The 24771-nt window shown below is 71.5% G+C and carries 15 protein-coding genes; 8 read left to right on the top strand and 7 right to left on the bottom strand.

Annotated elements, in window-relative coordinates:
- The first annotated feature begins 48 nt into the window (after positions 1 to 48).
- On the top strand, positions 49 to 1509 hold the full coding sequence (locus tag QM792_RS14840) for a TolC family outer membrane protein (RefSeq protein WP_415150872.1): 1461 nt from the start codon (positions 49 to 51) through the stop codon (positions 1507 to 1509).
- Between the two features lie 4 nt (positions 1510 to 1513).
- On the opposite strand, the gene lpdA is transcribed toward QM792_RS14840, so the two are convergent.
- Genes lpdA through aceE form a run of 3 tightly spaced genes read right to left on the bottom strand, consistent with a single transcriptional unit; the run spans position 1514 to position 7468 of the window.
- A complete protein-coding gene (gene lpdA / locus QM792_RS14845) occupies positions 1514 to 3301 on the bottom strand; it encodes a dihydrolipoyl dehydrogenase (RefSeq protein ID WP_415150873.1) in 1788 nt (595 codons plus the stop codon).
- Between the two features lie 10 nt (positions 3302 to 3311).
- Positions 3312 to 4697, bottom strand: coding sequence for a dihydrolipoyllysine-residue acetyltransferase (gene aceF, locus QM792_RS14850; RefSeq protein ID WP_415150874.1), 1386 nt, complete (start codon positions 4695 to 4697; stop codon positions 3312 to 3314).
- 29 nt (positions 4698 to 4726) lie between these two features.
- Positions 4727 to 7468, bottom strand: a complete 2742-nt coding sequence (gene aceE / locus QM792_RS14855) for a pyruvate dehydrogenase (acetyl-transferring), homodimeric type (RefSeq protein WP_415150875.1) — start codon at positions 7466 to 7468, stop codon at positions 4727 to 4729.
- Positions 7469 to 7635: 167 nt separating this feature from the next.
- On the opposite strand from aceE, the gene QM792_RS14860 reads away from it, so the two are divergent.
- From QM792_RS14860 to QM792_RS14880, 5 genes are all read left to right on the top strand, one after another.
- Entirely contained in the window at positions 7636 to 10170 is a 2535-nt protein-coding gene (locus tag QM792_RS14860) for a PAS domain S-box protein (protein ID WP_415150876.1), read from the top strand.
- Entirely contained in the window at positions 10167 to 10793 is a 627-nt protein-coding gene (locus QM792_RS14865; protein ID WP_415150877.1) for a response regulator transcription factor, read from the top strand. The genes QM792_RS14860 and QM792_RS14865 overlap by 4 nt, the downstream gene beginning before the upstream one ends.
- A 64-nt stretch (positions 10794 to 10857) precedes the next feature.
- A complete protein-coding gene (folD, locus tag QM792_RS14870; protein ID WP_415150878.1) occupies positions 10858 to 11706 on the top strand; it encodes a bifunctional methylenetetrahydrofolate dehydrogenase/methenyltetrahydrofolate cyclohydrolase FolD in 849 nt (282 codons plus the stop codon).
- Between the two features lie 10 nt (positions 11707 to 11716).
- Positions 11717 to 13816 carry a M3 family metallopeptidase gene (locus QM792_RS14875; protein WP_415150879.1) on the top strand — a complete coding sequence of 700 codons (2100 nt, stop codon included), beginning with the start codon at positions 11717 to 11719 and terminating at the stop codon, positions 13814 to 13816.
- A 79-nt stretch (positions 13817 to 13895) separates the two neighbouring features.
- Positions 13896 to 14516 carry a glutaredoxin family protein gene (locus QM792_RS14880; RefSeq protein ID WP_415150880.1) on the top strand — a complete coding sequence of 207 codons (621 nt, stop codon included), beginning with the start codon at positions 13896 to 13898 and terminating at the stop codon, positions 14514 to 14516.
- Here the strand turns inward: QM792_RS14880 and QM792_RS14885 are convergent.
- Together QM792_RS14885 and QM792_RS14890 are read right to left on the bottom strand one after the other, a co-directional pair.
- Complete coding sequence (locus QM792_RS14885) at positions 14506 to 15687, bottom strand: MFS transporter (protein ID WP_415150881.1); 1182 nt, start codon at positions 15685 to 15687, stop codon at positions 14506 to 14508. The genes QM792_RS14880 and QM792_RS14885 overlap by 11 nt on opposite strands.
- 1 nt (position 15688) lies before the next feature.
- On the bottom strand, positions 15689 to 17077 hold the full coding sequence (locus QM792_RS14890; protein ID WP_415150882.1) for a DNA recombination protein RmuC: 1389 nt from the start codon (positions 17075 to 17077) through the stop codon (positions 15689 to 15691).
- An 84-nt stretch (positions 17078 to 17161) separates the two neighbouring features.
- Here QM792_RS14890 and QM792_RS14895 point away from each other — a divergent pair, with 84 nt between their 5' ends.
- Complete coding sequence (locus tag QM792_RS14895; RefSeq protein WP_415150883.1) at positions 17162 to 17629, top strand: (2Fe-2S)-binding protein; 468 nt, start codon at positions 17162 to 17164, stop codon at positions 17627 to 17629.
- 2 nt (positions 17630 to 17631) lie between these two features.
- A complete protein-coding gene (locus QM792_RS14900; RefSeq protein WP_415150884.1) occupies positions 17632 to 19770 on the top strand; it encodes a molybdopterin cofactor-binding domain-containing protein in 2139 nt (712 codons plus the stop codon).
- 164 nt (positions 19771 to 19934) lie between these two features.
- Here the strand turns inward: QM792_RS14900 and cphA (QM792_RS14905) are convergent, their stop codons facing one another.
- On the bottom strand, positions 19935 to 22514 hold the full coding sequence (gene cphA, locus QM792_RS14905; protein ID WP_415150885.1) for a cyanophycin synthetase: 2580 nt from the start codon (positions 22512 to 22514) through the stop codon (positions 19935 to 19937).
- A gap of 5 nt (positions 22515 to 22519) precedes the next feature.
- On the bottom strand, positions 22520 to 24685 hold the full coding sequence (cphA, locus tag QM792_RS14910) for a cyanophycin synthetase (RefSeq protein WP_415150886.1): 2166 nt from the start codon (positions 24683 to 24685) through the stop codon (positions 22520 to 22522).
- Positions 24686 to 24771: the final 86 nt, after the last annotated feature.

The raw sequence follows: 24771 nt of genomic DNA on the forward strand, positions 1-24771 counted from the left end.
TCACGTTCCCCTATCGACATACCCGCCCCGCCCGGAGGCCCCACGAGAATGCAACCGACCCCGAAAGCGATCTGCGCCGCCGTGGCGCTCCTGTGCGCCGCCAGCGGCGCGAGCCTGGCCCAGACGAGCGCCGACCCGCTGCGCAGCGCGGCGCAGAAGGCGGTGCAGACCAACCCCGAGGTGACGGCGCGCTTCAACGCCTACCGCGCCGCCGGCGACGCGGTGAACGTGTCGCGCGGCGGCTTCCTGCCGCGCGTGGACCTGACCGCGCTGGCCGGCCGCGACCACGACCGCATCACCGGCCGGCTGCCCGACGAGAGCCAGTCGCTCGGCCGCGGCCAGATCGGCCTGTCGCTGACGCAACTGCTGTGGGACGGCATGGGCACGCGCCGCGACGTCGACCGCCTCACGCACGAGCGCCTGGCGCGCTACTTCGAGTTGATCGAAACCACCGAGCAGACCGCGCTGGAGGCGGCGCGCGCGCACTACGACGTGCAGCGCTTCCGCCGCCTGGTGCAGCTCGCCGAAGACAACTACGTGCAGCACCGCTATGCGTTCTCGCAGATCCAGTCGCGCGTGAAGGCCGGCGTCGGCCGCGGCGTCGATCTCGAGCAGGCCAACGCGCGCCTGGCGCTGGCCGAATCCAACCTCGCCACCGAGCAGGCCAACCTGCACGACGTGACGGCGCGCTACCAGCGCATCGTCGGCGAGCTGCCACCGGCGCAACTGCCGCCGCTGGCCGTGCTGAAGGACGGCGTGCCGGCCAGCGCGTCCGACCTGGTGGCGCAGTCGCTGCGCAACAGCGCGGCGATCAGCGCCAGCATCGAAGGCCTGCGCGCCGCGCGCGAGGCCGCCAGCGGGCGCGAGTCGGTGTACCAGCCGCGCGTCGAGGCGCGCCTGGCCGGCGCCGGCGGCCGCAACGTCGACGGCATCGAGGACCAGAAGCGCAACGCCTCGGCGCACCTGGTGCTGAACTGGAACCTCTACAACGGCGGCGCCGACAACGCGCGCGTGCAGCAGCAGAAGAACCTGCTCAACCAGGCCGCCGACCTGCGCGACCGCGTCTGCCGCGACACGCGCCAGGTGGCCGCCATCGCCCACAACGACACGCGCAAGCTCACCGAGCAGCTCGTCTACCTCGACCGCAACACGCAGGCGATCGTGAAGGCGCGCGACGCCTACCGCCAGCAGTTCGACATCGGCCAGCGCAGCCTGCTCGACCTGCTGAACGCCGAGAACGAGGTCTACACCGCGCGGCGCGCCTATGCGAACGCCGAGCACGACCTGGCGCTGGCCTACGCGCGCGCCCAGGCAGCCATGAACCGGCTCGGCACGACGCTGGGCATCGCGCGCACCGACCAGGTGGCCGACGAGGCCGCCGGCTGGTCGGCCAGCGACGACGCGCCGACACGCTGCCCGGTGGCGGTGGCCGAGGTCGGTGTGACCGACCGCGCCGCGCTCGACGCGCGCGCCGACGCGATGACGCGCAGCGCTCCCGCGCCGCGCTGATCCGCTACTTTTTCACCGGGGGCAGGTCGGTACACGCCCCCTCGAAGGCCTCGGCCGCCAGGCCGATGCTTTCGCCCAGCGTCGGGTGCGGGTGGATGGTCTTGCCGATGTCCACCGCGTCGGCGCCCATCTCGATGGCCAGCGCGACCTCGCCGATCATGTCGCCGGCATGCGTGCCGACGATGCCGCCGCCGACGATGCGGTGCGTCTCCTCGTCGAACAGCAGCTTGGTGAAGCCCTCGTCGCGGCCGTTGGCGATGGCGCGGCCCGAGGCCGTCCAGGGGAACAGGCCCTTCTTCACCTTCAGGCCGCGCGCCTTGGCCTCGTCCTCGGTGACGCCGACCCAGGCCACCTCGGGGTCGGTGTAGGCCACGCTCGGGATCACGCGCGCGTCGAAGGCGGCCTTCTGGCCGGCGGCGACTTCGGCCGCCACGTGCGCCTCGTGCACCGCCTTGTGCGCCAGCATCGGCTGGCCGACGATGTCGCCGATGGCGAAGATGTGCGGCACGTTGGTGCGCATCTGCACGTCCACCGGAATGAAGCCGCGCTCGCCGACGATCACGCCGGCTTTTTCGGCGGCTATCTTCCTGCCGTTGGGCGTGCGGCCCACGGCCTGCAGCACGAGGTCGTAGACGCCTTCGCTCTTGGCGCCGTCCAGGCCTTCGAACATCACGCGGATGCCGTCCTTCGTGGCCTCGGCGCCCACGGTCTTGGTCTTCAGCATCAGCCGGTCGAAGCGCGGCGCGTTCATCTTCTGCCAGACCTTGACGAGATCGCGGTCGGCGCCTTGCATCAGGCCGTCGAGCATCTCCACCACGTCGAGCCTGGCGCCCAGCGTCGAGTACACCGTGCCCATCTCCAGGCCGATGATGCCGCCACCGATCACCAGCATCTTCTTCGGGCGCTGGCGCAGTTCCAGCGCGCCGGTGCTGGTGACCACGCGCGGGTCGTCGGGCAGGAAGGGCAGCTTCACGGCCTCGGAGCCGGCGGCGATGATGGCCTGCTTGAAGCGGATGGTCTGGCTGCTGCCGTCTTTCGTGAGCGTCACCTGGAGATGGAACGGATCGGCGAACTCGCCCGTGCCCTGCACCACCGCGACCTTGCGCATCTTGGCCATCGCCGCCAGGCCGCCGGTCAGCTTGGCGATGACCTTTTCCTTGTGCGTCTTCAGCTTGCCGAGGTCGACCACCGGCTCGGCGAAGCCGACGCCCAGCGCCTCGAAGTGCTTGACCTCGTCCATCACCGCGGCGACGTGCAGCAGCGCCTTGGACGGGATGCAGCCGACGTTCAGGCACACGCCGCCCAGCGTCGGGTAGCGCTCGACCAGCACGGTCTTCAGGCCGAGGTCGGCGGCGCGGAAGGCCGCCGAGTAGCCGCCCGGGCCGGCGCCGAGCACCAGCATGTCGCATTCGAGGTCGGCGATGCCGGTGTGGGTAGCGGCGCGCGGGGCTTCGACAGGCCTGTCCTGAGCCTTGTCGAAGGGCTCAGCCCGAACGGGGGCTGGGGCGGGTGCAGGTGAATCCGTTCGCGCTGAGCCTGTCGAAGCGCCTGCGCCTGCCGCCTCCAGCGTCAGGATCACCGAACCCTCGCTGACCTTGTCGCCCAGCGCGACCTTCAACTCCTTCACCACGCCGGCATGCGAGGAAGGAATCTCCATCGAGGCCTTGTCGCTTTCCACCGTGATCAGCGACTGTTCGGCCTTGACCGTGTCGCCCGGCTTGACGAGCAGTTCGATGATCGCGACGTCCTTGAAGTCGCCGATGTCGGGAACCTTGATGTCGATGAGTGCCATCGTGTTCCCCTCAGAGCAGCACCCGGCGGAAGTCCGCCAGGATGGCCGCGAAGTAGGCGTTGAAGCGCGCCGCCGCCGCGCCGTCGATGACGCGGTGGTCCCAGCTCAGCGACAGCGGCAGGATCAGCCTGGGCTGGAAGGCCTTGCCGTCCCAGCGCGGCTCGGTGCTGCTCTTGCACACACCGAGGATCGAGACCTCGGGCGCGTTGATGATCGGCGTGAAGTAGCGCCCGCCGATGCCGCCCAGCGACGAGATCGAGAAGCAGCCGCCGCTCATCTCGGCCGGCGAGAGCTTGCCCTCGCGCGCCTTGGCGGCGAGTTCGCTCATCTCCTTGCTGATCGCGAGGATGCCCTTCTTGTCGGCGTCCTTGATCACCGGCACCACCAGCCCGTTGGGCGTGTCGGCCGCGAAGCCGATGTGGAAGTACTGCTTGAGCACGAGCTGCTCGCCGTCCAGCGAGGCGTTGAACTCGGGGAACTTCTTCAGCGCCGCGACCGAGGCCTTGATCAGGAAGGCCAGCATCGTGACCTTGATGCCGCTCTTTTCGTTTTCCTTGTTGAGCTGCACGCGGAAGGCTTCCAGCTCGGTGATGTCGGCGTCGTCGTGGTTGGTGACGTGCGGGATCACCACCCAGTTGCGGTGCAGGTTGGCGCCGCTGATCTTCTTGATGCGGCTGAGATCCTTGCGCTCGACGGGGCCGAACTTCGTGAAGTCGACCTGCGGCCAGGGCAGCAGGCCGGGGAAGGCGCCGCCGCCGGTAGCCGCGCCCGCGCCCGCCTTGCCCTTCTGGGCCTGCGTCTGCACGGCGCCGCTCATCACGCCCTTGACGAAGCCGTGCACGTCGTCCTGCGTGATGCGACCCTTGGGGCCGCTGCCCTTGACTTCTTCCAGCGGCACACCCAGCTCGCGCGCCAGCCGGCGGATCGACGGCGAGGCGTGCGGCAGCGCACCCGATGGTGCGCCCGGTTCGTGCGCCGGCAGCGCGGCGGTGGGCGAACTGCGGCCGCCGGCGGGTACAGGTGCCGCCACTGGTGCAGCGGCTGTGTCCGTTCGCCCTGAGCTTGTCGAAGGGCCTGGCGCGGCACTCGAAGGGGCTTCGACAGGCCTGTCCTGAGCCTTGTCGAAGGGCTCAGCCCGAACGGATGGCGCAGCCGCCGCATCGCTGTCCAGCAGCAGCACCAGCGAGCCCTCGCTGACCTTGTCGCCGATGCCGACCTTCAGCGCCTTGACCACGCCGGCGTGCGACGACGGGATCTCCATCGAGGCCTTGTCGCTTTCCACCGTGATCAGCGACTGCTCGGCCTTGACCGCATCACCCGGCTTGACCAGCAGCTCGATGACGGCCACCTCCTTGAAGTCGCCGATGTCGGGGACCTTCACTTCCACCACTGCCATGTTCTCGTCTCCGTGCTCTCGTTATGCGCTCATGCGTACAGCGGGTTGATCTTGTCGGCGTCGATGCCGTACTTCCTGATCGCCTCGGCCACCTTGGCGGCCGGCACCGTGCCTTCGTCGGCCAGCGCCTTCAGCGCCGCGACGACGACGTAGTGGCGGTTGATCTCGAAGTGCTCGCGCAGCTTGCTGCGGAAGTCGCTGCGGCCGAAGCCGTCGGTGCCCAGCACCTTGTAGGCGCGGCCCTTGGGGATGTAGGCGCGGATCTGGTCGGCGTAGCTCTTCACGTAGTCGGTCGAGGCCACCACCGGGCCGGCGTGCGGCTCGAGCTGCTGCGTCACGAAGGGCACGCGCGGCGTCTCGGTGGGGTGCAGCAGGTTCCAGCGCTCGCAGTCCTGGCCGTCGCGCGCCAGTTCGTTGAAGCTCGGGCAGCTCCAGACGTTGGCGGCCACGCTCCATTCCTTCTCCAGCAGTTCCTTGGCGGCCATGCTCTCGCGCAGGATGGAGCCGCTGCCGAGCAGGTTGACGCGCGGCGCCGAGCCGGAGGCGCTCTTCGAGCTTGGCTTCTTGCCTTCTTCCAGCAGGTACATGCCCTTGATGATCTGCGCCTCGGTGCCGGGCTTCAGGCCCGGCATCGCGTAGTTCTCGTTGAGCAGCGTCAGGTAGTAGAAGACGTTGTCCTGCTTCTCGACCATGCGCTTCAGGCCGTGGTGCAGGATCACGCCGACCTCGTGCGCGAAGCTCGGGTCGTAGCAGACGCAGTTCGGGATCGTGCCGGCCAGGATGTGGCTGTGGCCGTCCTCGTGCTGCAGGCCCTCGCCGTTGAGCGTCGTGCGGCCCGAGGTGCCGCCGAGCAGGAAGCCGCGCGCCTGCATGTCGCCGGCGGCCCAGGCCAGGTCGCCGATGCGCTGGAAGCCGAACATCGAGTAGTACACGTAGAACGGCACCATGATGCGGTTGTTGGTGCTGTAGCTGGTCGCCGCGGCGATCCAGCTCGACATGCCGCCCGCCTCGTTGATGCCTTCCTGCAGGATCTGGCCGGCCTTGTCCTCGCGGTAGTACATCACCTGGTCTTTGTCGACCGGTGTGTACTGCTGGCCCGCCGGGTTGTAGATGCCGATCTGGCGGAACAGGCCCTCCATGCCGAAGGTGCGCGCCTCGTCGACCAGGATGGGCACGACGCGCGGGCCCAGCGCCTGGTCGCGCAGCAGTTGCGTCAGGAAGCGCACGTAGGCCTGCGTGGTGCTGATCTCGCGGCCTTCGGCGGTGGGCTCGATCACGGCCTTGAACACCTCCAGCGCCGGCACGGTGAAGTGCTCGTCGGCCTTGGTGCGGCGGTGCGGCAGGTAGCCGCCCAGCGCCTTGCGGCGCTCGTGCAGGTAGCGCATCTCGGGCGTGTGCTCGTCGGGCTTGTAGAACGGGATGTCGCCGAGCTGCTCGTCGGGAATGGGCACGTTGAAGCGGTCGCGGAAGGCGCGCACGTCCTCGTCGATCAGCTTCTTGGTCTGGTGCGCGGTGTTCTTGCCCTCGCCGCTCTTGCCCATGCCGAAGCCCTTGACGGTCTTGATCAGCAGCACCGTCGGCTGGCCCTTGTGGCTGTTGGCGCGGTGGAAGGCGGCGTACACCTTCTGCGGATCGTGGCCGCCGCGGTTCAGGCGCCAGATGTCCTCGTCGCTCATCTTGGCCACCATCTCCAGCAGCTTGGGGTGGCGGCCGAAGAAGTTCTTGCGCACGAAGGCGCCGTCGTTGGCCTTCATCGCCTGGTAGTCGCCGTCGACCACGTCCATCATCACCTTGCGCAGGATGCCGTCCTTGTCGCGCGCCAGCAGCGGATCCCAGTAGCTGCCCCACAGCAGCTTGATGACGTTCCAGCCCGAGCCGCGGAACTCGCTTTCCAGCTCCTGGATGATCTTGCCGTTGCCGCGCACCGGGCCGTCCAGGCGCTGCAGGTTGCAGTTGATGACGAAGATCAGGTTGTCGAGCTTCTCCCGCGCCGCCAGGCCGATGGCGCCCAGGCTCTCGGGCTCGTCCATCTCGCCGTCGCCGCAGAACACCCAAACCTTGCGCTTGGCGGTGTCGGCGATGCCGCGCGCGTGCAGGTACTTCAGGAAGCGCGCCTGGTAGATCGCCATCAGCGGGCCCAGGCCCATCGAGACGGTCGGGAACTGCCAGAACTCGGGCATCAGCTTGGGGTGCGGGTAGCTGGAGATGCCCTTTCCGTCGACCTCCTGGCGGAAGTTCAGCAACTGCTCCTCGCTGATGCGGCCTTCCATGAAGGCGCGCGCGTAGACGCCCGGCGCGCTGTGGCCCTGGATGTAGAGCAGGTCGCCGCCGTGCGTCTTTCCACCATCGGCGCTCTCGGCGTGCCAGAAGTGGTTGAAGCCGGTGCCGAACATCGTCGCCAGCGACGCGAAGCTGGAGATGTGGCCGCCCAGGTCGCCGCCGTCGTCCGGGTGCAGGCGGTTGGCCTTGACCACCATCGCCATCGCGTTCCAGCGCATGTAGGTGCGCAGCCGCTCCTCGATCTCGATGTTGCCGGGCGTGCGCTCTTCCTGGTCGGCCGGGATGGTGTTGACGTAGGCGGTGTTGGCCGAGAACGGCACGTCGATGCCGGCCTGGCGCGCGTGGTCGATCAGTTGCTCGAGCAGGAAGTGCGCGCGCTCGCCGCCTTCGGCGCCGATGACGGCCGACAGGGCGTCGAGCCACTCGCGGGTTTCCTGGCTGTCGGCGTCGTTGGCGGCCGCGGCTAGGAAGGATTCGGGCACTGCGGACATGCTTGTCTCCTGGATGTTTTTGACGACGGGCGCGAGTGTGGCACAAGCGCCCGGATTTTCCAAATAGCAGAACTACGTACCACGATGCGGAATCATAAGAAGCACCCACTCCCCGGCCCGCAGGGTGTCACAGCGTGACGCGGAATGCGCCCGCCGATAATCCGCAGATGCACGCACCCTCGGAAGCCCCCGCGCCGGCGCGCACGCCCCCGGGCTGGCCGCAACGCCTGTTCGGCCGCTGGTGGCGGCGCCAGTCGCCGGCGCGGCAGGACCGCTACGCCACGCTGGGCCCGCTGGTGTCGGTGCTGCTGTTCCTGGCGGCGATCATTTCCGCCTTCTGGTACCTGCGCAACGAGGAGCTGGAGCGCGAGCAGGCGGCGGTCAAGCGCGACACCGAGATCGCCCAGCAGCAGATCCGCCTGCGCCTGATCGAGAACCAGGAGCAGCTTGTGCGCATCGCGCGCGAGATCGGCACGCGCAGCATCGACCAGGAAGAGTTTCTCGGCCAGGCCGCCTCGTTCACGCGCGAACGCCCGGAGATCAACGCGCTGAGCTGGATAGGCGCCAACCGCGTGCGCCGCGCCAGCTACTCGGCCACCACCTTCAGCGCCGAGACCGGCGCGGCGCCCGAGCGCCCCGGCGCGGCAGCGCGCCCGACCGAACCCGACACCGCCTTCGAGGCCGCGCGCGAGCTGCGCCAGCCGGTGTACTCGCAGCCCTTCAACGACGCCGCCGGCGAGGCGGTGTTCCAGGTGCAGGTGCCGCTGATCGACCGCGCCGCCTTCGCCGGCGTGCTGGTGGCCGAGTACTCGGTGGAAAGCCTGGTGCGCTACTTCGTGCCGGCCGAGGTGTCGAACCGCCACGCCATCGAGTTGCTCGACGCCTCCGACCGCGTGCTCGCCAGCACCGTGACCAACGTGCCGGGCGCCGGCACGCCGCGCGTGCCCATCGTGCACGACCTGCCGCTCGCGCCGGCCGGCAACGGCCTGTTCGTGCGTGGCCGCGGCCACCGCACCTCGATCGGGCTGATCTCCAACACGCTGTTCTGGATGGTCGCCGCGCTGTCGGTGCTCACCGTCTGGATGCTGCTGGGCACCTGGCGCCACATGCGGCGCCGGCTGCAGATGCAGGACGCGCTGGTCAGCGAGACCAACTTCCGCCGCGCGATGGAGAACTCCATGCTCACCGGCATGCGCGCGATGGACCAGGAAGGGCGCATCACCTACGTCAACCCGGCCTTCTGCGCGATGACCGGCTTCCTCGAATCCGAGCTGATCGGCCGCCGCCCGCCCTTCCCCTACTGGCCGCCCGACCGCTACGAGGAGAACACCCGCCTCTTGCAGCAGGAGCTGCTGGGGCGCAGCCCGGCCGGCGGCATCGAGGTCAAGGTGATGCGCAAGGACGGCTCGACCTTCGACGCGCGCATGTACGTCTCGCCGCTGATCGACCCCAAGGGCCAGCAAAGCGGCTGGATGACCTCGATGACCAACATCACCGAGGCCAAGCGCATCCGCGACCAGCTCTCGGCCTCGCACGAACGCTTCACCACCGTGCTGGAGGGGCTGGACGCGGCGGTGTCGGTGCTGTCGGTGCAGCAGTCCGAGCTGCTGTTCGCCAACCGCTCGTACCGGCTGTGGTTCGGCGCCGACGCGCGCGGCCACGCGCTGCTGGCCGGCGCCGAGGAGCCGCCCTTCGTGGCCAGCGAGTTCGGCGACACCATCGAGTCGCTCGGCGGGCTGCCCACCGCCGAGCTGACCGAGGCCAGCTCCGACTCGCGCGAGGTCTTCATCGAGCCCTTGCAGAAGTGGTTCGACGTGCGCACGCGCTACCTGCAATGGACCGACGGCCGCCTGGCGCAGATGCTGATCGCCACCGACATCAGCGCGCGCCGCCACGCCGAGAACCTGGCGGCGCACCAGGCCGACAAGGCGCAGGTGACCAGCCGGCTGGTGACGATGGGCGAGATGGCCTCGTCGGTGGCGCACGAGCTGAACCAGCCGTTGACCGCGATCACCAACTACTGCAACGGCATGGTCAGCCGCGTGCGCGGCGACCAGATCGGCAAGGACGACCTGATCGCGGCGCTCGAGAAGACCGCGCGCCAGGCGCAGCGCGCCGGGCAGATCATCCACCGCATCCGCGCCTTCGTGAAACGCAGCGAGCCGCAGCGCCAGCCGGCGCAGGCGCGCGAGATCGTCGAGGACGCGGTCGAGCTGGCCGGCATCGAGCTGCGGCGCCGCAACGTGGCGCTGTCGACCTACGTCGCGCAGCGCCTGCCCACGCTGATGGTCGACCCGATCCTGATCGAGCAGGTGGTGCTCAACCTGGTGAAGAACGCCGCCGAGGCGATCGACAACGCGGGCCTGCCGCCCAAGCGCCGCAACATCGAGCTGCGCGTGGTGCCGCGCCACACCCCCGAGGAAGGGGGCGTGATCGAGTTCACGGTCACCGACTCGGGCCCCGGCCTGAAGGACGAGGTGATCGCGCGTTTGTACGAGGCATTCTTCTCGACCAAGACCGACGGGCTGGGCATCGGCCTGTCGCTGTGCCGCTCGATCATCGAGAGCCACCACGGCCGGATCAAGGCGCAGAACCTCTACAATGGAGACACCGTCACGGGTTGCCGGTTCTCGTTCACGCTGCCGGTCGATGCCACGCGCAGCGACGCCCTTCCGACCTCTCACCCGACCGCCGTTTCATGAGCCTGATCCCCAAGAAAGGCACCGTCTACGTCGTCGACGACGACGAGGCCGTGCGCGATTCGCTGCAATGGCTGCTCGAGGGCAAGGACTACCGCGTCAAGTGCTTCGACTCGGCCGAGTCCTTCCTGTCGCGCTTCGATCCGCGCGAGGTGGCCTGCCTGATCGCCGACATCCGCATGGACGGCATGAGCGGCATCGAGCTGCAGGACCGCCTGATGGAGCGCAAGAGCCCGCTGCCCATCGTCTTCATCACCGGGCACGGCGACGTGCCGATGGCGGTGACGACGATGAAGAAGGGCGCGATGGACTTCATCGAGAAGCCCTTCAAGGAAGAGGAACTGCTGTCGCTGGTCGAGCGCATGCTCGAGCAGGCGCGCACCGCCTTCAGCCAGCACCAGGAGGCGGCCAGCCGCGACGCGCTGCTGTCGCGCCTGACCACGCGCGAGGCGCAGGTGCTCGAGCGCATCGTCGCCGGGCGGCTGAACAAGCAGATCGCCGACGACCTGGGCATCAGCATCAAGACGGTGGAGGCGCACCGCGCCAACATCATGGAAAAGCTCAACGCCAACACCGTGGCCGACCTGCTCAAGATCGCGCTGGGCGCGCAGACCGCCAAGCCCTGAGGCCCCGCCCACTCTCACCAGGCCGCTCCCGAAGCGGCCTTTGTTTTTCAGGAGACACTCGTTCATGACCGCTCAGTTGATCGACGGCAACGCGCTGGCGAAGAAGACGCGCGAGGAAGTCGCCGCGCGCGTCGCGGCCCGGGTGGCCAGGGGCCGGCGCCCCGGCCTGGCGGTGATCCTGGTCGGCGACAACCCGGCCTCGCAGGTCTACGTGAAGCACAAGGTGGCCGACTGCGAGAGCGTGGGCATGCATTCGGTGCTCGACCGCCACCCGGCCGACCTGCCCGAAGCCGAGCTGCTGGCGCGCATCCGCGCGCTGAACGCCGACCCGGCGATCGACGGCATCCTGGTGCAGTTGCCGCTGCCGCCGCACATCGACGCCGGCAAGGTCATCGAGACCATCTCGCCGGCCAAGGACGTCGACGGCTTCCACGTCGCCAGCGCCGGCGCGCTGATGATCGGCGCGCCCGGCTTCAAGGCCTGCACGCCCTACGGCTGCATGAAGATGCTCGAGGCCATAGCCTGCGATCCGCGCGGCAAGCACGCGGTGGTGATCGGGCGCAGCAACATCGTCGGCAAGCCGATGGCGATGATGCTGCTGCAGGCCAGCGCCACCGTGACCATCTGCCACAGCGCCACGCCCGACCTCGCGTTGCACACGCGCCAGGCCGACATCGTGGTGGCCGCGGTGGGCAAGCGCAACGTCCTGACCGCCGACATGGTCAAGCCCGGCGCGGTGATCATCGACGTCGGCATGAACCGCAACGACGAAGGCAGGCTATGCGGCGACGTCGACTTCGCCGGCGTCTCGCGGGTGGCCGGCTGGATCACCCCGGTGCCCGGCGGCGTCGGGCCGATGACACGCGCCATGCTGCTGGTCAACACCATCGAAGCGGCCGAACGCGCCGCCTGAGGGCCCCTCCATGACCGACAACGACAACCCGCTGCTCGCCCTCGATGCGCTGCCCGCCTGGGACCGCATCCGCGCCGAACACGTCACGCCCGCGGTCGACGCGCTGCTGGCCGCCGCCGACGCGGCGCTGGAACAGGCGGTGAGCGCCGCCACGCCGGCCGACTACGACGCGCTGTCGGCCGTGCTCGACGTGGCCACCGAGCGCCTGAGCCGGAGCTGGGGCGCGGTGCGCCACCTCAACGCGGTGATGGACACGCCCGAGCTGCGCGCCGCCTACGGCGAGAACCTGCCGCGCATCACCGAATTCCACACCCGGCTGGGCGCCGACGAACGGCTCTACGCCAAGTACAAGGCCATCCTCGCCGCGCCGGGCGCCGCCGCGCTCGGCGCGGCGCGGCGCAAGGCGCTGGGCAACGCGGTGCGCGACTTCGTGCTCTCCGGCGCCGAGCTGCAAGGCCCCGCCAAGGCGCGCTTCACGCAGATCCAGGAGCGCCAGGCCGAGCTGTCGCGCGCCTTCTCCGAGCACGTGCTCGACGCCACCGACGGCTTCGCCCACTACGCCGGCGAGGCCGAGCTCGACGGCGTGCCGGCCGACGTGGTGCAGGCCGCGCGCGCCGCCGCGCAGGCCGAGGGGCGCGAGGGCCACAAGCTGACGCTGCACTTCCCGAGCTACTTCCCGGTGATGCAGTACGCGCGCAACCGCGCGCTGCGCGAGACGCTGTACCGCGCCTACGTGACGCGCGCCAGCGAGCTGGGCCCGGCCGCGCTCGACAACGGCCCGCTGATGCAAGAGCTGCTCGCGCTGCGCCAGGAGGAAGCGGCGCTGCTGGGCAAGGCGAACTTCGCCGAGGTGTCGCTGGTGGCGAAGATGGCCGAGTCGCCCGCGCAGGTGATAGCCTTCCTGCACGATCTCGCCGCACGCGCCCGCCCCGGCGCCGAGCGCGACCTCGACGAGCTGCGCGCCTTCGCGCGCGACGAACTCGGCATCGCCGACCTGCAGGCCTGGGACATGCCCTTCGCCAGCGAACGCCTGAAGGAGAAGCGCTACGCCTTCAGCGACCAGGAGATCAAGCCGTACTTCGTGCAGGAACGTGTGCTCGACGGCCTGTTCCGCATCGTCGAGACGCTGTTCGAGGTGCGCATCCGCCCCGACGAGGCGCCGGTGTGGCACCCGAGCGTGCGCTTCTTCCGCATCGAGCGCCCGGCCGCCGCCGGCAAGGCCGGCGACGCGCCGGCCGAGCTGGTCGGCCAGTTCTACCTCGACCCGCACGCGCGGCCCGGCAAGCGCCCGGGCGCCTGGATGGACGGCACGCGCGAGCGCTGGCTGCGCCCGGGCCGGCAGTTGCAGACGCCGGTGGCGCACCTGGTGTGCAACTTCGCGCCGCCGCTGGACGGCCGCCCGGCGCTGCTGACGCACGACGACGTGCAGACGCTGTTCCACGAGTTCGGCCACGGCCTGCACCACCTGCTGACGCGCGTCGACGACCTCGGCGTCTCGGGCATCTCCGGCGTCGAGTGGGACGCGGTCGAGCTGCCCAGCCAGTTCATGGAGAACCTGTGCTGGGAGTGGGAGGTGCTGCAACGCCTGACCGGCCACGTCGACAGCGGCGAGCCGCTGCCGCGCGCGCTGTTCGACCGCATGCTCGCGGCGAAGAACTTCCACAGCGGCCTGCAGACGCTTCGCCAGGTGGAGTTCGCGCTGATCGACATGCGGCTGCACGCCGAGCCGGGCAGCGAGGCGCGCATCGACCAGGTGGCCGCCGAGGTGCGCGCGCAGACCGCGCTGCTGCCGACGCCGCCGTTCAACCGCTTCCTGCACAGCTTCTCGCACATCTTCGCCGGCGGCTACGCGGCCGGCTACTACAGCTACAAGTGGGCCGAGGTGCTGTCGGCCGACGCCTGGAGCGCCTTCGAGGAAGCCGCCGCCGGCGGCAGCGTGCTGGACGCACCCACCGGCCGGCGCTACCGCGAGAGCGTGCTGGAAGCCGGCGGCAGCCGCGGCGCGATGGACAGCTTCAAGGCCTTCCGCGGCCGCGAGCCGCGCATCGACGCGCTGCTGCGCCACCAGGGCCTGGTCGCCGGCGACCCGCCGCAGCCGCGGCCGGCGTGAGCAATTGCCCACGCCGGCGCCCGGACTGCGCCGGCGCCTCGCTACCATTGGCGCTGCACCTGCCGCGCCGGAGCCGACCATGACCTCGATTGCCCTTCCCCGCATCCGCAGCCTGATGCTCGGCAGCGCGGCGCTCGCGCTCGCGCTGCCGGCGCTGGCGCTGTACAAGGTGGTCGGCCCGGACGGCAAGGTCACCTACACCGACCGGCCGCCCGCGCCCGCCGCCGGGCGCGTCAGCCCGGTCAACTCGCGCACCGGCATGGCCGAACCCGACGCCGTGCTGCCGCTCGAACTGCGCCAGGCCGCCGGCCGCTTCCCGGTGACGCTGTACACGCAGGCCAGCGGCTGCGAGCCCTGCGACGAAGGGCGCGCGCTGCTGCGCAAGCGCGGCATCCCGTTCAGCGAACGCCAGGTCAGCGGCGCCGAGGACGACGAGGCCTTGCAGAAACTCAGCGGCGGGCGCGAGACGCCGCTGCTGACCATCGGCGCGCAGCAGCTCAAGGGCTTCTCGCCCGAGACCTGGAACAACTACCTCGACCTGGCCGGCTACCCGCGCGAATCGCGCCTGCCGCCCGGCTACGCCTTCGCGGCGCCGCGCCCGCTGGTCGAGCGGCCGGCCGCGCCGGCCTCGGCCCCGGCCGCCCCGCGAGCGGCCGACGAGCCGCCGCCGGCGCCGCCGCCCGGCTCGATCAGGTTCTGACCGGCACGGCGGCCACGCGCCGCGCCGGCACGCTGCCGGCGCCCACCGCCGCGCCCATCAGCCAGAACAGCGCCGAGGCGCCCACCAGCGAGCCGAGCGCGCCGAACAGCAGCGGCATCAGCGCGCTGGAGAAGTTGATCGTCATCGAGCGCAGCGCGATCGCCTCGCCGTGGCGATCGGGCGGCGTGAGCTGGTGCAGCGTCGTCATGATCATCGGCTGCACCGCGCCCAGCGCCAGGCCCAGCGCGGCGGCCAGCACGCCCATCCACCACGCCGCGCGCGCGAACGGGTAGAGCGCGAACACGCCGGCCGTCCACAGCATGCAGCCGGCCAGCACCTGCCCTTCGCGCAGGTGCTGCGCGAACAGCGGGATCGCCAGCCGCACCGCCGCCACCGCGAGCGCGAACACGCCCAGCACCAGCCCGATCGCCGAGGCCGAGAAGCCACGCTCGTGGCCCAGCACCGGCACCAGGAAGGCATGCACGTCCCAGCTCGACGAGAGCAGCCAGTTCACCAGCAGCAGCCGGCGCAGTCCGGGCGTGCGCAGCAGCTCGCGCGCGCTCGGCGCGGCGGCGTCCTTGGCGCGCGGCCGCGGTGCTTCTTTCGGCACGCGCCGCGCCCAGGCCAGCGCGCCCAGCGGCAGCACCAGCAGCGCCGCGTAGGCGGCGCGGAAACCGCCCAGGTCGATCAGCGCGCCGGCCAGCACCGGCCCGATCACGTTGGCCAGCGCCGGCGCCAGGCCGAGCCAGCTGAACACGCGCTTGAGCGCGGTGGTGTCGGTGGCGTGGCGGCCGGCGGTGCGCTGGATCGCGATCAGGCCGACGTTGGCGCCCGCGCCGACCAGCATCGCCGCCGCGCACATCGCCGGGAAGGTGAAGCGCGGCAGCCAGGTGACGGCCAGCGCGACGACGGCGCCGAGCATGGTCAGCGCCACCGCGATGCGCATCGGGTGGTGGTAGCCGCGCCGGTCGGCCAGCCGGCCGGCGGCCAGCGCCAGCACGATCGGCGCGGCCGCGAACAGCCCCATCAGCACGCCCACCACCCAGGCCGCGTGGCCCTCGCGCAGCGCCTGCAAGGGCGCGGCCATGCGCACGCCGGTCATGCAGGCGTGCAGGCAGATCTGGCCGACGATCAGCGCGGCGAGGATGCGGCCCAGGTTCGCGGCGGCCACGTCAGACGGCGTCTTCGGTGGCATCCTCGTCGGCGGCGCCGTCGAGCCCGGGCAGCAGCGCCTGCGCGCGCGTCTCGCCCACCGCCTCGACCGTCTTCAGGCGGCGCGCCATCGCACGGCTGCGCACCTCGGCGGCGTCGATGGTGTTGGAGGCTTCCTCGAGCTTCTTCTTGGTCCTGGCGAGCACGTCGCCGAACTTGGCGAACTCGGTCTTGACCGCGCCCAGCACCTCCCAGACCTCGGCGCTGCGCTTTTCCAGCGCCAGCGTGCGAAAGCCCATCTGCAGGCTGTTCAGCGTGGCCAGCAGCGTGGTCGGGCCGGTCAGCATCACGCGGTGCTCGCGCTGCAAGGCCTCGGACAGCCCCGGGCGGCGCAGCGCCTCGGCGTACAGCCCCTCGGTGGGCACGAACAGGATCGCGAACTCGGTGGTGTGCGGCGGCGCCACGTACTTCTCGCGGATGCTGCGCGCCTCCAGGCGCAGGCGCTGCTCGATCGCCCGGCCGGCCGCCTCGGCGGCGGCCATGTCGGCGCGCTCCTGCGCGTCGAGCAGGCGCTCGTAGTCCTCGCGCGGGAACTTGGCGTCGATCGGCAGCCACAGCGGCACGCCGTCGGCGCGCTGGCCCGGCAGCCGCACCGCGAACTCGACGCGCGCGCCGCTGCCCGGCACGGTCTCGACGTTGCTCGCGTACTGGGCGGCGGTGAACACCTGTTCGAGCAGCGCGGCGAGCTGCACCTCGCCGAACACGCCGCGTGTCTTCACGTTGGTCAGCACGCGGTTCAGCGAGCCGACGTCCTTGGCCAGCCCCTGCATCTCGCCCAGGCCCTTGTGCACCTGCTCGAGCCGGTCGGCCACCTGCTTGAAGCTCTCGCCGAGGCGCTGCTCGAGCGTGGCGTGCAGCTTCTCGTCGACGGTGGCGCGCATCTGCTCGAGCTTCTTCTCGTTGTCGGCCTGGATCGCCTGCAGGCGCTGCTCGACGCTCGTGCGCACCGTCGCGACCTGCTCGCCGAAGGCGTCGGCGAAGCGCTTCAGCGCGGCGTCCTGCGCGTCGCGCGAGGCCTGCGACTGCTGCGCGAGCGACTGCGCGGCCTGCTGCAGCGACTGCGACACGAGCTGCTGCATGGTCGCGAGCTGGGTGCGGAAGGAGTCGATCTGCTCGTTCTGCGTGCGCGCCACGTCGCCCTGCTGCGCCAGCAGCGTCTGCTGGAACAGCGCCAGCGCCTGCGACAGCTCCTGGCGCGTGCCGCGCGCGCTGTCCTGCACCTCGCTGCGCACTTCGCGCAGGCCGCCCTGCCGGTCTTCGGCGCGCGGCCGCAGCACGACCAGCAGCAGCAGGAGCACGACGTTCAGCGCGGCCAGCGCCACCAGCAGCCAGGTCATCCATTCGGGCATGGGGCGATTGTGACAGCGGCGCCCTGCACAAAACGCCGCCCGGCGCTATCGTGCACGGCACACCGGCTCCAGGAGACCCCCGCCATGCTCACCCTGAACGTCAACGGCAAGACCCACGGCGTCGACGCCGGCGCCGACACCCCGCTGCTGTGGGTGCTGCGCGAGAACCTGCAACTCACCGGCACCAAGTTCGGCTGCGGCATGGCGCTGTGCGGCGCCTGCACCGTGCACCTCGACGGCCAGCCGGTGCGCTCGTGTTCGACGCCGGTCTCTGCCGCGGCGGGCAAGAAGATCACCACCATCGAAGGCGTGGGCGCCACGCGCACCGGCAAGGCGGTACAGGCCGCCTGGGCGAAGCAGGACGTACCGCAGTGCGGCTACTGCCAGTCGGGCCAGATCATGAGCGCCTGCGCGCTGCTGGCCGACAAGAAGGCCCCCGCCGACGCCGACATCGACGCCGCGATGAGCGGCAACCTCTGCCGCTGCGGCACCTACAACCAGATCCGCGCCGCCATCAAGGATGCGTCGGCCGCGCTGGTGAAGGGAGTCTGAGCATGCACACCACCCCCCTCAGCGCCACGCGCCGCGGCTTCCTCCAGGGCGGCGGCGCGCTGACGATCGCCTTCGCGCTGCCGCTGCCCGGCCGGCTCGAAGCTGCCGCACCGGCCGTCTTCGCGCCCAGTGCCTGGCTGCGCCTGGCCGCCGACGGCAGCGTCACCGTGATGTGCGGCTCGGCCGAGATGGGCCAGGGCGTGCTGACCGCGATCCCGATGCTGCTGGCCGAGGAACTCGACGCCGACTGGAAGCGCGTGCGCGTTCAGCAGGCGCCGGCCGACCCGGCCTACAACAACCCGATGTTCGGCATGCAGGCCACCGGCGGCAGCACCACGGTGCGCGGGCACTGGGAACCCTTGCGCAAGGCCGGCGCCGCCGCGCGCGAGATGCTGGTGGGCGCCGCCGCCGCGCAATGGAAGGTCGACGCGAGCGAGTGCCGCACCGAAGCCGGCCAGGTGATCCATTCGAGCGGCAAGCGGCTCGCCTACGGCGCGCTGGCGGCGGCGGCATCGCGGCTGCCGGTGCCGGCCGAGCCGAAGCTGAAGGACCCGAAGGACTTCCGCATCCTCGGCAGGCGCACGAACCGCCTGGACACGCCGGGCAAGCTCGACGGCAGCGCGAAGTTCGGCATAGACGCCAGCGTGCCGGGCATGCTGGTGGCGGTGATGGCGCGCGCGCCGCAGCCCGGCGCCAAGCCGGCGGCGCTGGACGACGCCAAGGCCAAGGCGGTCGAGGGCGTGCGCCAGGTCATCACCATTCCGCACGGCGTGGCGGTGCTGGCCGACGGCTACTGGGCCGCGAAGAAGGGCCGCGACGCGCTGGTGATCGACTGGGACCTGGGCGCGGCCAGGGACCTCTCCAGCGCCAAGGTCAGCGAGATGCTGTCCGCCGCCGCGAGCCGGGCCGACGCGGTGGCGCTGGCCGCCGGCAAGCCCGACGACGCCGCCGCCGGCGGCGCCGCGGCGCTCACGGCCACCTACGAAGCGCCCTACCTCGCGCACGCCTGCATGGAGCCGCTGAACTGCACCGCCTGGGTGCGCGGCGACACGGTGGAGATCTGGGCCGGCACGCAGAGCCAGGGGCCCAGCCAGGGCATCCTGGGCCAGGTGGCGTCGGTGACGCCGGCCAGGGTGAAGGTCAACACGCTGCTGCTCGGCGGCGGCTTCGGACGGCGCTTCGCGCCCGACTTCACGATCGACGCGACGCTGCTGTCCAAGCTCTCGGGCAAGCCGGTCAAGCTGATCTACACGCGCGAGGACGACATGGCCGCCGGCTACTACCGCCCGGCCTCGGTGGCGAAGTTCGAGGCCGCGCTCGACGCCAAGGGCCGGCCGGCGCTGCTCAAGTGCGGCGTCGGCTCGCCGTCGCTGGCGGTGGCGTCGGGCTTCATGAAGCTCGCCGACAACGGCGTCGATCCGGTGGCGATGGAAGGCATCGCCGACCACCCCTACGACATCGCCAACCAGCGGCTGGCCTACGGCCGCGCCGAGCCGGGGCCGCAGGTGTGGTTCTGGCGCTCGGTGGGGCACTCGCAGAACATCTTCTTCATCGAGAGCTTCATCGACGAGCTGGCCGCCGCCGCGAAAGCCGACCCCTTCGAGTACCGCCGCGCGCTGCTGACCAAGCAGCCGCGCTACAAGGCCGTGCTCGAACTCGCGGCGAGCAAGGCCGGCTGGGGCACGCCGCCGCCGCGGGGCGTGTTCCGCGGCATCGCGGTGGCGCAGAGCTTCGGCAGCTACGTGGCCGAGGTGGCGGAGGTGTCCGTCGGCGCCGACGGCACGCCCAGGGTGCAGCGCGTGGTCGCCGCGGTGGACTGCGGCATGACGGTCAACCCGCAGACCATAGAGCGCCAGATCGAAGGCGGCATCGTCTTCGGCCTGTCGGCGGCGCTGTACGGCCGCATCGACTTCAAGGACGGACGCGTCGCGCAGAGCAACTTCCACGACTACCCGGTGCTGCGCATGAACGAGATGCCCAAGGTCGAGGTGCACATCATGCCCAGCAGCGAGAAGCCCGGCGGCATCGGCGAACCCGGCACGCCGCCGATCGCACCGGCCGTTGCCAACGCGATCTTCGCGGCCACCGGCAAGCGGCTGCGCAGCCTGCCGTTCGATGCTTCTCAGCTCAAGCCGGCCTGAGCTTTTGAGCGACAAAGGGCCTGCGGGTCGCTCGCAGCCGCGAGCGACCCGCACGGCCCTTTGCCGAACCCGTCGTGGCATGCCTCGCCGCCACCGCGCGGCCGCCGCGGAACCGGCTTCGCCGGGCCGCTGGCGGCGCCCCCTGGGGGGGAGCGCCGCAGGCGCTACGGGGGGGGCGTCATTTCAGCGATGCGCTTGTGCAGATGCGCCAGCGCCTCGTCCACCTGATCCACCAGCACCAGGCACAAATCACCAGGCGCCAGCGCCGCCAGCGCGCGGTCGATGGCGACGAACTCGCCGCGAATTTCCTCGACTTCGCGCGTGCGCGGCGCGCCTTGCAGGCCGTCGCGCAGCAGCGCGATCACCTCGCCGTCGCCACGGCCGCGCTGGGCCGCGTCCTGGTAGAGCAGCACGGTGTCGAAGGCGGCGCCGAGGATGCGCGTCTGCTCGCGGATGTCCTCGTCGCGGCGGTCGCCGGCCGCGCTGATCACCACGCTGCGGCGCCGGCCCGGCATCGCGTCGACCGCCGCCACCAGCGCGCGCATCGCGTCGGGGTTGTGGCCGTAGTCGGCGATCACGGTGGCGCCGCGGTAGTCGAGCACGTTGAAGCGCCCGGGCGCGTTCTGCGTGTCGTTGACGAAACTCGCCAGGCCGCTGCGCACCGCGTCGAAGGGCAGCCCGCAGCCCCAGGCGGCCGCCACCGCGGCCAGCGTGTTCTCGACCTGGAACGAGATCGTGCCGGCGCGCGTCAGCGGCACTTCGCGCAGCGGCAGCCGCGCGCGCGCCGAGCCTTCCACCGCGACGATGTCGCCGCCTTCGACGAACACCGAACGCCCGCCCTGCGCGCGGTGCGCCACCAGCGCCGGCAGGTGGCCGTCGACCGCGAACAGGATCACCCCGCCCGGGCACACCGCGGCCATGCGCAGCGTGATCGGGTCGGCCGCGTTGAGCACCGCGAAGCCGTCCGGCGCCACGTTCTGCACGATCACGCGCTTGAGCACCGCGAGGTCTTCCACCGTCGTGATGTAGTTCAGCCCGAGGTGGTCGCCCGCGCCCATGTTGGTGACCAGGCCGACCTGGCAGCGGTCGAAGCCCAGGCCTTCGCGCAGGATGCCGCCGCGCGCGGTTTCGAGCACGGCGGCCTCGGTGTCGGGGTGCGCCAGCACGTTGCGCGCGCTCTTCGGGCCGCTGCAGTCGCCGCTGTCGATCTGGTGGCCGTCGACCCACACGCCGTCGGTGTTGGTCATGCCCACCTTCAGCCCGGCGGCGGCGAACAGGTGCGCGATCAGCCGCGTCACCGTGGTCTTGCCGTTGGTGCCGGTGACGGCCACCACTGGGATGCGCCCGTCCTGCCCGGCCGGGAAGAGCCGTTCGACGATCGCCTCGCCCACCGGGCGCGGCTTGCCGAAGCTGGGCGCCAGGTGCATGCGCAGGCCCGGCGCGGCGTTCACCTCGACGACGCCGCCGCGCTGCTGCTCGAGCGGCACGCCGACGCTCTCGCACACCACGTCGACGCCGCAGATCTCCAGGCCCACCATGCGCGCCGCCGCCACGGCGCGCGCCGCCACCTGCGGGTGCACGTCGTCGGTCACGTCGGTGGCGGTGCCGCCGGTGCTGAGGTTGGCGTTGTTGCGCAGCACCACGCGCTGGCCGACCGGCGGAATGGAATCGGCCGTCAGCTCCTGCAGCTTCAGCCGCGAGAGCGCGATGTCGTCGAGGCGGATGCGCGTCAGCGCGGTGGCGTGCCCGTCGCCGCGGCGCGGGTCCTGGTTCACCTTGTCGACCAGCTCGCGCACCGTGTGCCGGCCGTCGCCCACCACGTAGGGCGGGTCGCGCCGCGCCGCCGCCACCAGCTTGTCGCCCACCACCAGCAGGCGGAAGTCGTGGCCGGGCAGGAACTGCTCGACCATCACGTCGCCGATCTCGTCGGCGGCGCGGTAGGCGGCCTCGAAGTGCTCGCGGTCGGCGATGTCGACGGTCACGCCCTTGCCCTGGTTGCCGTCGCGCGGCTTGACCACCACCGGCAGGCCGAGGCTCTGCGCGACGGCCCAGCCTTCTTCCTGATCGTTCACCGGCCGGCCGCGCGGCACCGGCACGCCGGCGGCGGCGAGTAGCCGCTTGGTCAGGTCCTTGTCCTGCGCGATCGACTCGGCCACCGCGCCGGTGGAATCGACCTCGGCGGCCCAGATGCGGCGCTGGCGCGCGCCCCAGCCGAACTGCACCAGGCTGCCTTCGGTGAGGCGGCGGTACGGCACGCCGCGCGCCAGCGCGGCGTTGACGATGGAGCCGGTGCTGGGCCCCAGGCGCACGTGCTCGTCGATCTCGCGCAGCTCGGCCACCGCGGCGTCGGCGTCGCAGGCCTCGCCGGCCAGCGCGGCGGCCAGCAGTTGCTGCGCGCGCTCGAAGGCCAGGCGGCCGACCTTCTCCTCGGTGTACTCGACGGCGATCTGGTAGACGCCCTCCTCCGGCGCCGCCGAGGTGCGCGAGAAGCTCACCTGGCAGCCGGCGCGCGCCTGCAGGGCCAGCGTCAGGCGCTCGAGCCAGCGCGCCAGCGGCGCGCCGTCGGCGTCGACCAGCGGGCTGACCAGCGCCGCCTCGGGCAGCAGCTTGCGCAGCCGCAGTTCGAGCGCGTCGCCGTGGCGGATGGCGCGTTCGCGCTCGTCGCAGCGCGCGATGGCCTCGATCGCCGTGTGCCGGCTCCACAGGTTGGGCCCGCGCAGCGCGCGGATGCGGGTGACTTCCATGATCGTCAGTGGTGGTCGGCGGCGGCGGGAACGGCGTTGTGGGCGTCGAAGGTGTCGATGCCGGCGGCCAGCAGCGCCGGCGCGAGGCCGAAGGCCCAGGCCGCCGCCACCGCGGGCAGCAGCACCGGCAGTTGCGCGGCGGTGTCGCTGCGCGGCGCCAGCGCCTCCTCGGCCGTGCCCTCGCACAGCACGATGGCGCCGTCGCGCGCCAGCACGGCGCGGCCGCCGGCCTCGCGGTGCGCGGCCAGCGCCGCCGCGTCGCGGGCGTACAGGACCACGCCGCCGTCGCAGTATTGCGCCAGCTCGGCGATGCGCGCGTCGTCGGCGTTGAGCACGCCCCAGCCGTCGTCGAGCACCACGTCCATCTGCGTGCGCAGCACGCGCGGCAGGCCGTCGGCGTCGCGGATGTCGTGGCGTTCGAGCGCGGCGGCGCCGTCGAGGTCGGTCACCACGCCGACGCGGCAGCGGTCGTAGACCAGGCCCTGGTCGAGGATGGTCGCGGCGTCGTTCTCGAACACCGCGGCGTCGATGTCGCGGTTCAGCAGCAGCCGCTCGGCGAGCGCGCCGGCGGTGGCGTCGCCGTCGTCGACGCGGCGCGTGCCGAGGTACAGGCCGGCGCGGCAGGCCAGCCCGACCTGGCGGCCGGAGAGCTGCAGCAGCCAGGCCACCAGCCGCGCGATACGGCGCGTGTCGCCGCCGCCGGCGATGCCGACGATGGGGATGCGGCCGTCGTCGCCGGGCGGGAACAGGTGGTCGACGATCGCCTTGCCCACCGGCCGCGGCGAGCCCACCGCCGGCTTCAGGTGCGACAGCAGCCCGGGCCCGGCGTTGACCTCCACCACCGCCGCCTGCTGGCGCGCCGGCGGCTGGGCGATGTCCTGCGCCACCAGGTCGATGCCGGCGATGTCCAGCCCGATGGTGCGCGCCGCCAGCGAGGCGATGCGCGCGAAGTCGGGGTGGACCTCGTCGGTGCAGTCGATCGCCACGTTGCCGTTGCGCTGGATCAGCACGCGCCGGCCGGCCTCGGGCACGGCGTCGGCGTGCAGGCCCTGGCGGCGCAGGTCGACGACGATGGCGCCGTCCTCGCGCACGTCGATGCGGCCGAGCGGATGGTCTTCGGTCTCGCCGCGGCGCGGGTCGTTGTTGAGCTGGGCCTCGACCAGTTGCGCCACCGTGTGGCGGCCGTCGGCGCTGACCCAGGCGGCCTCGCCGCGCGCCGCCGCGACGAGCTGGCCGCCCACCACCAGCAGGCGGTGTTCGTCGCCGGGGATGTAGCGCTCGACGATGACCTCGCTGCCTTCCCGCTCGGCCACCGCCCAGGCGGCTTCGACCTGCTCGCGCGTGGCGAGGTCGAGCGTGACGCCGCGGCCGTGGTTGCCGTCGCTGGGCTTGACGGCCACCGGCAGGCCGATCGCCTCGGCCGCCTCCCAGGCCTGCGCGGCGCTGGTCGCGATGCGGCCCTCGGGCACCGGCACGCCGACGGCGGCGACCAGGCGCTTGGTCAGGTCCTTGTCGCGCGCGATGCCTTCGGCGATCGCGCTGGTGCGGTCGGTCTCGGCGGTCCAGATGCGGTGCTGGCGCCTGCCGTGGCCGAGCTGCACCAGGTTGCCTTCGTTCAGGCGCAGGTGCGGAATGCCGCGCTCGGTGGCCGAGGCGACGATGTGCGCCGTGCTCGGGCCCAGGTAGGCGCGGTCGATCGCGTCGCGCACCGCGGCCACCGCCGCGGCCACGTCGGCGCGGCGCGCGTTGATCACGTCCATCAGCACGCGGTGGCCGTGTTCGAGCGCGCAGCGCGCCACCGCCTCGTCGCGGGCGCGGAACACCATGCGGTACACGCCCGTCTTCGAGGTGCTGCGCGTCTGGCCGAAGCCGGTGGGCATGCCGGCGAGGTTGAGCAGCTCGATGACCACGTGCTCCAGCACGTGACCCATCCAGGTGCCTTCGTTCAGCCGTTGCAGGAAGCCGCCGCGCTCGCCGACGCCGCAGTGGTGCTCCTCCAGCGCCGGCAGCGCGGCGACCAGGCGCCCGACGAAGCCGGGCAGCTTGTCGGAAGGGTGCTGCTCGAGTTCGCCCAGATCGAGCCAGACCTCCAGCGCGGAGCGGTAAGTCCAGAGGTTGGGGCCGCGCAGGTAGGTCACGCGCAGCAGGCGGATGTCGTCGAAAGTGCTCATCGGTGGGTGGCGTCGGCGCAGTCCGGCGCGAAGCGGATTATTCGCGCTCGTCGGTCGGCGTGCCGGCCGGGCCAGACGTTACGCGA

It is taken from the genome of Piscinibacter sp., assembly GCF_047600445.1.
Taxonomy (GTDB): Bacteria; Pseudomonadota; Gammaproteobacteria; order Burkholderiales; family Burkholderiaceae_C; genus Piscinibacter.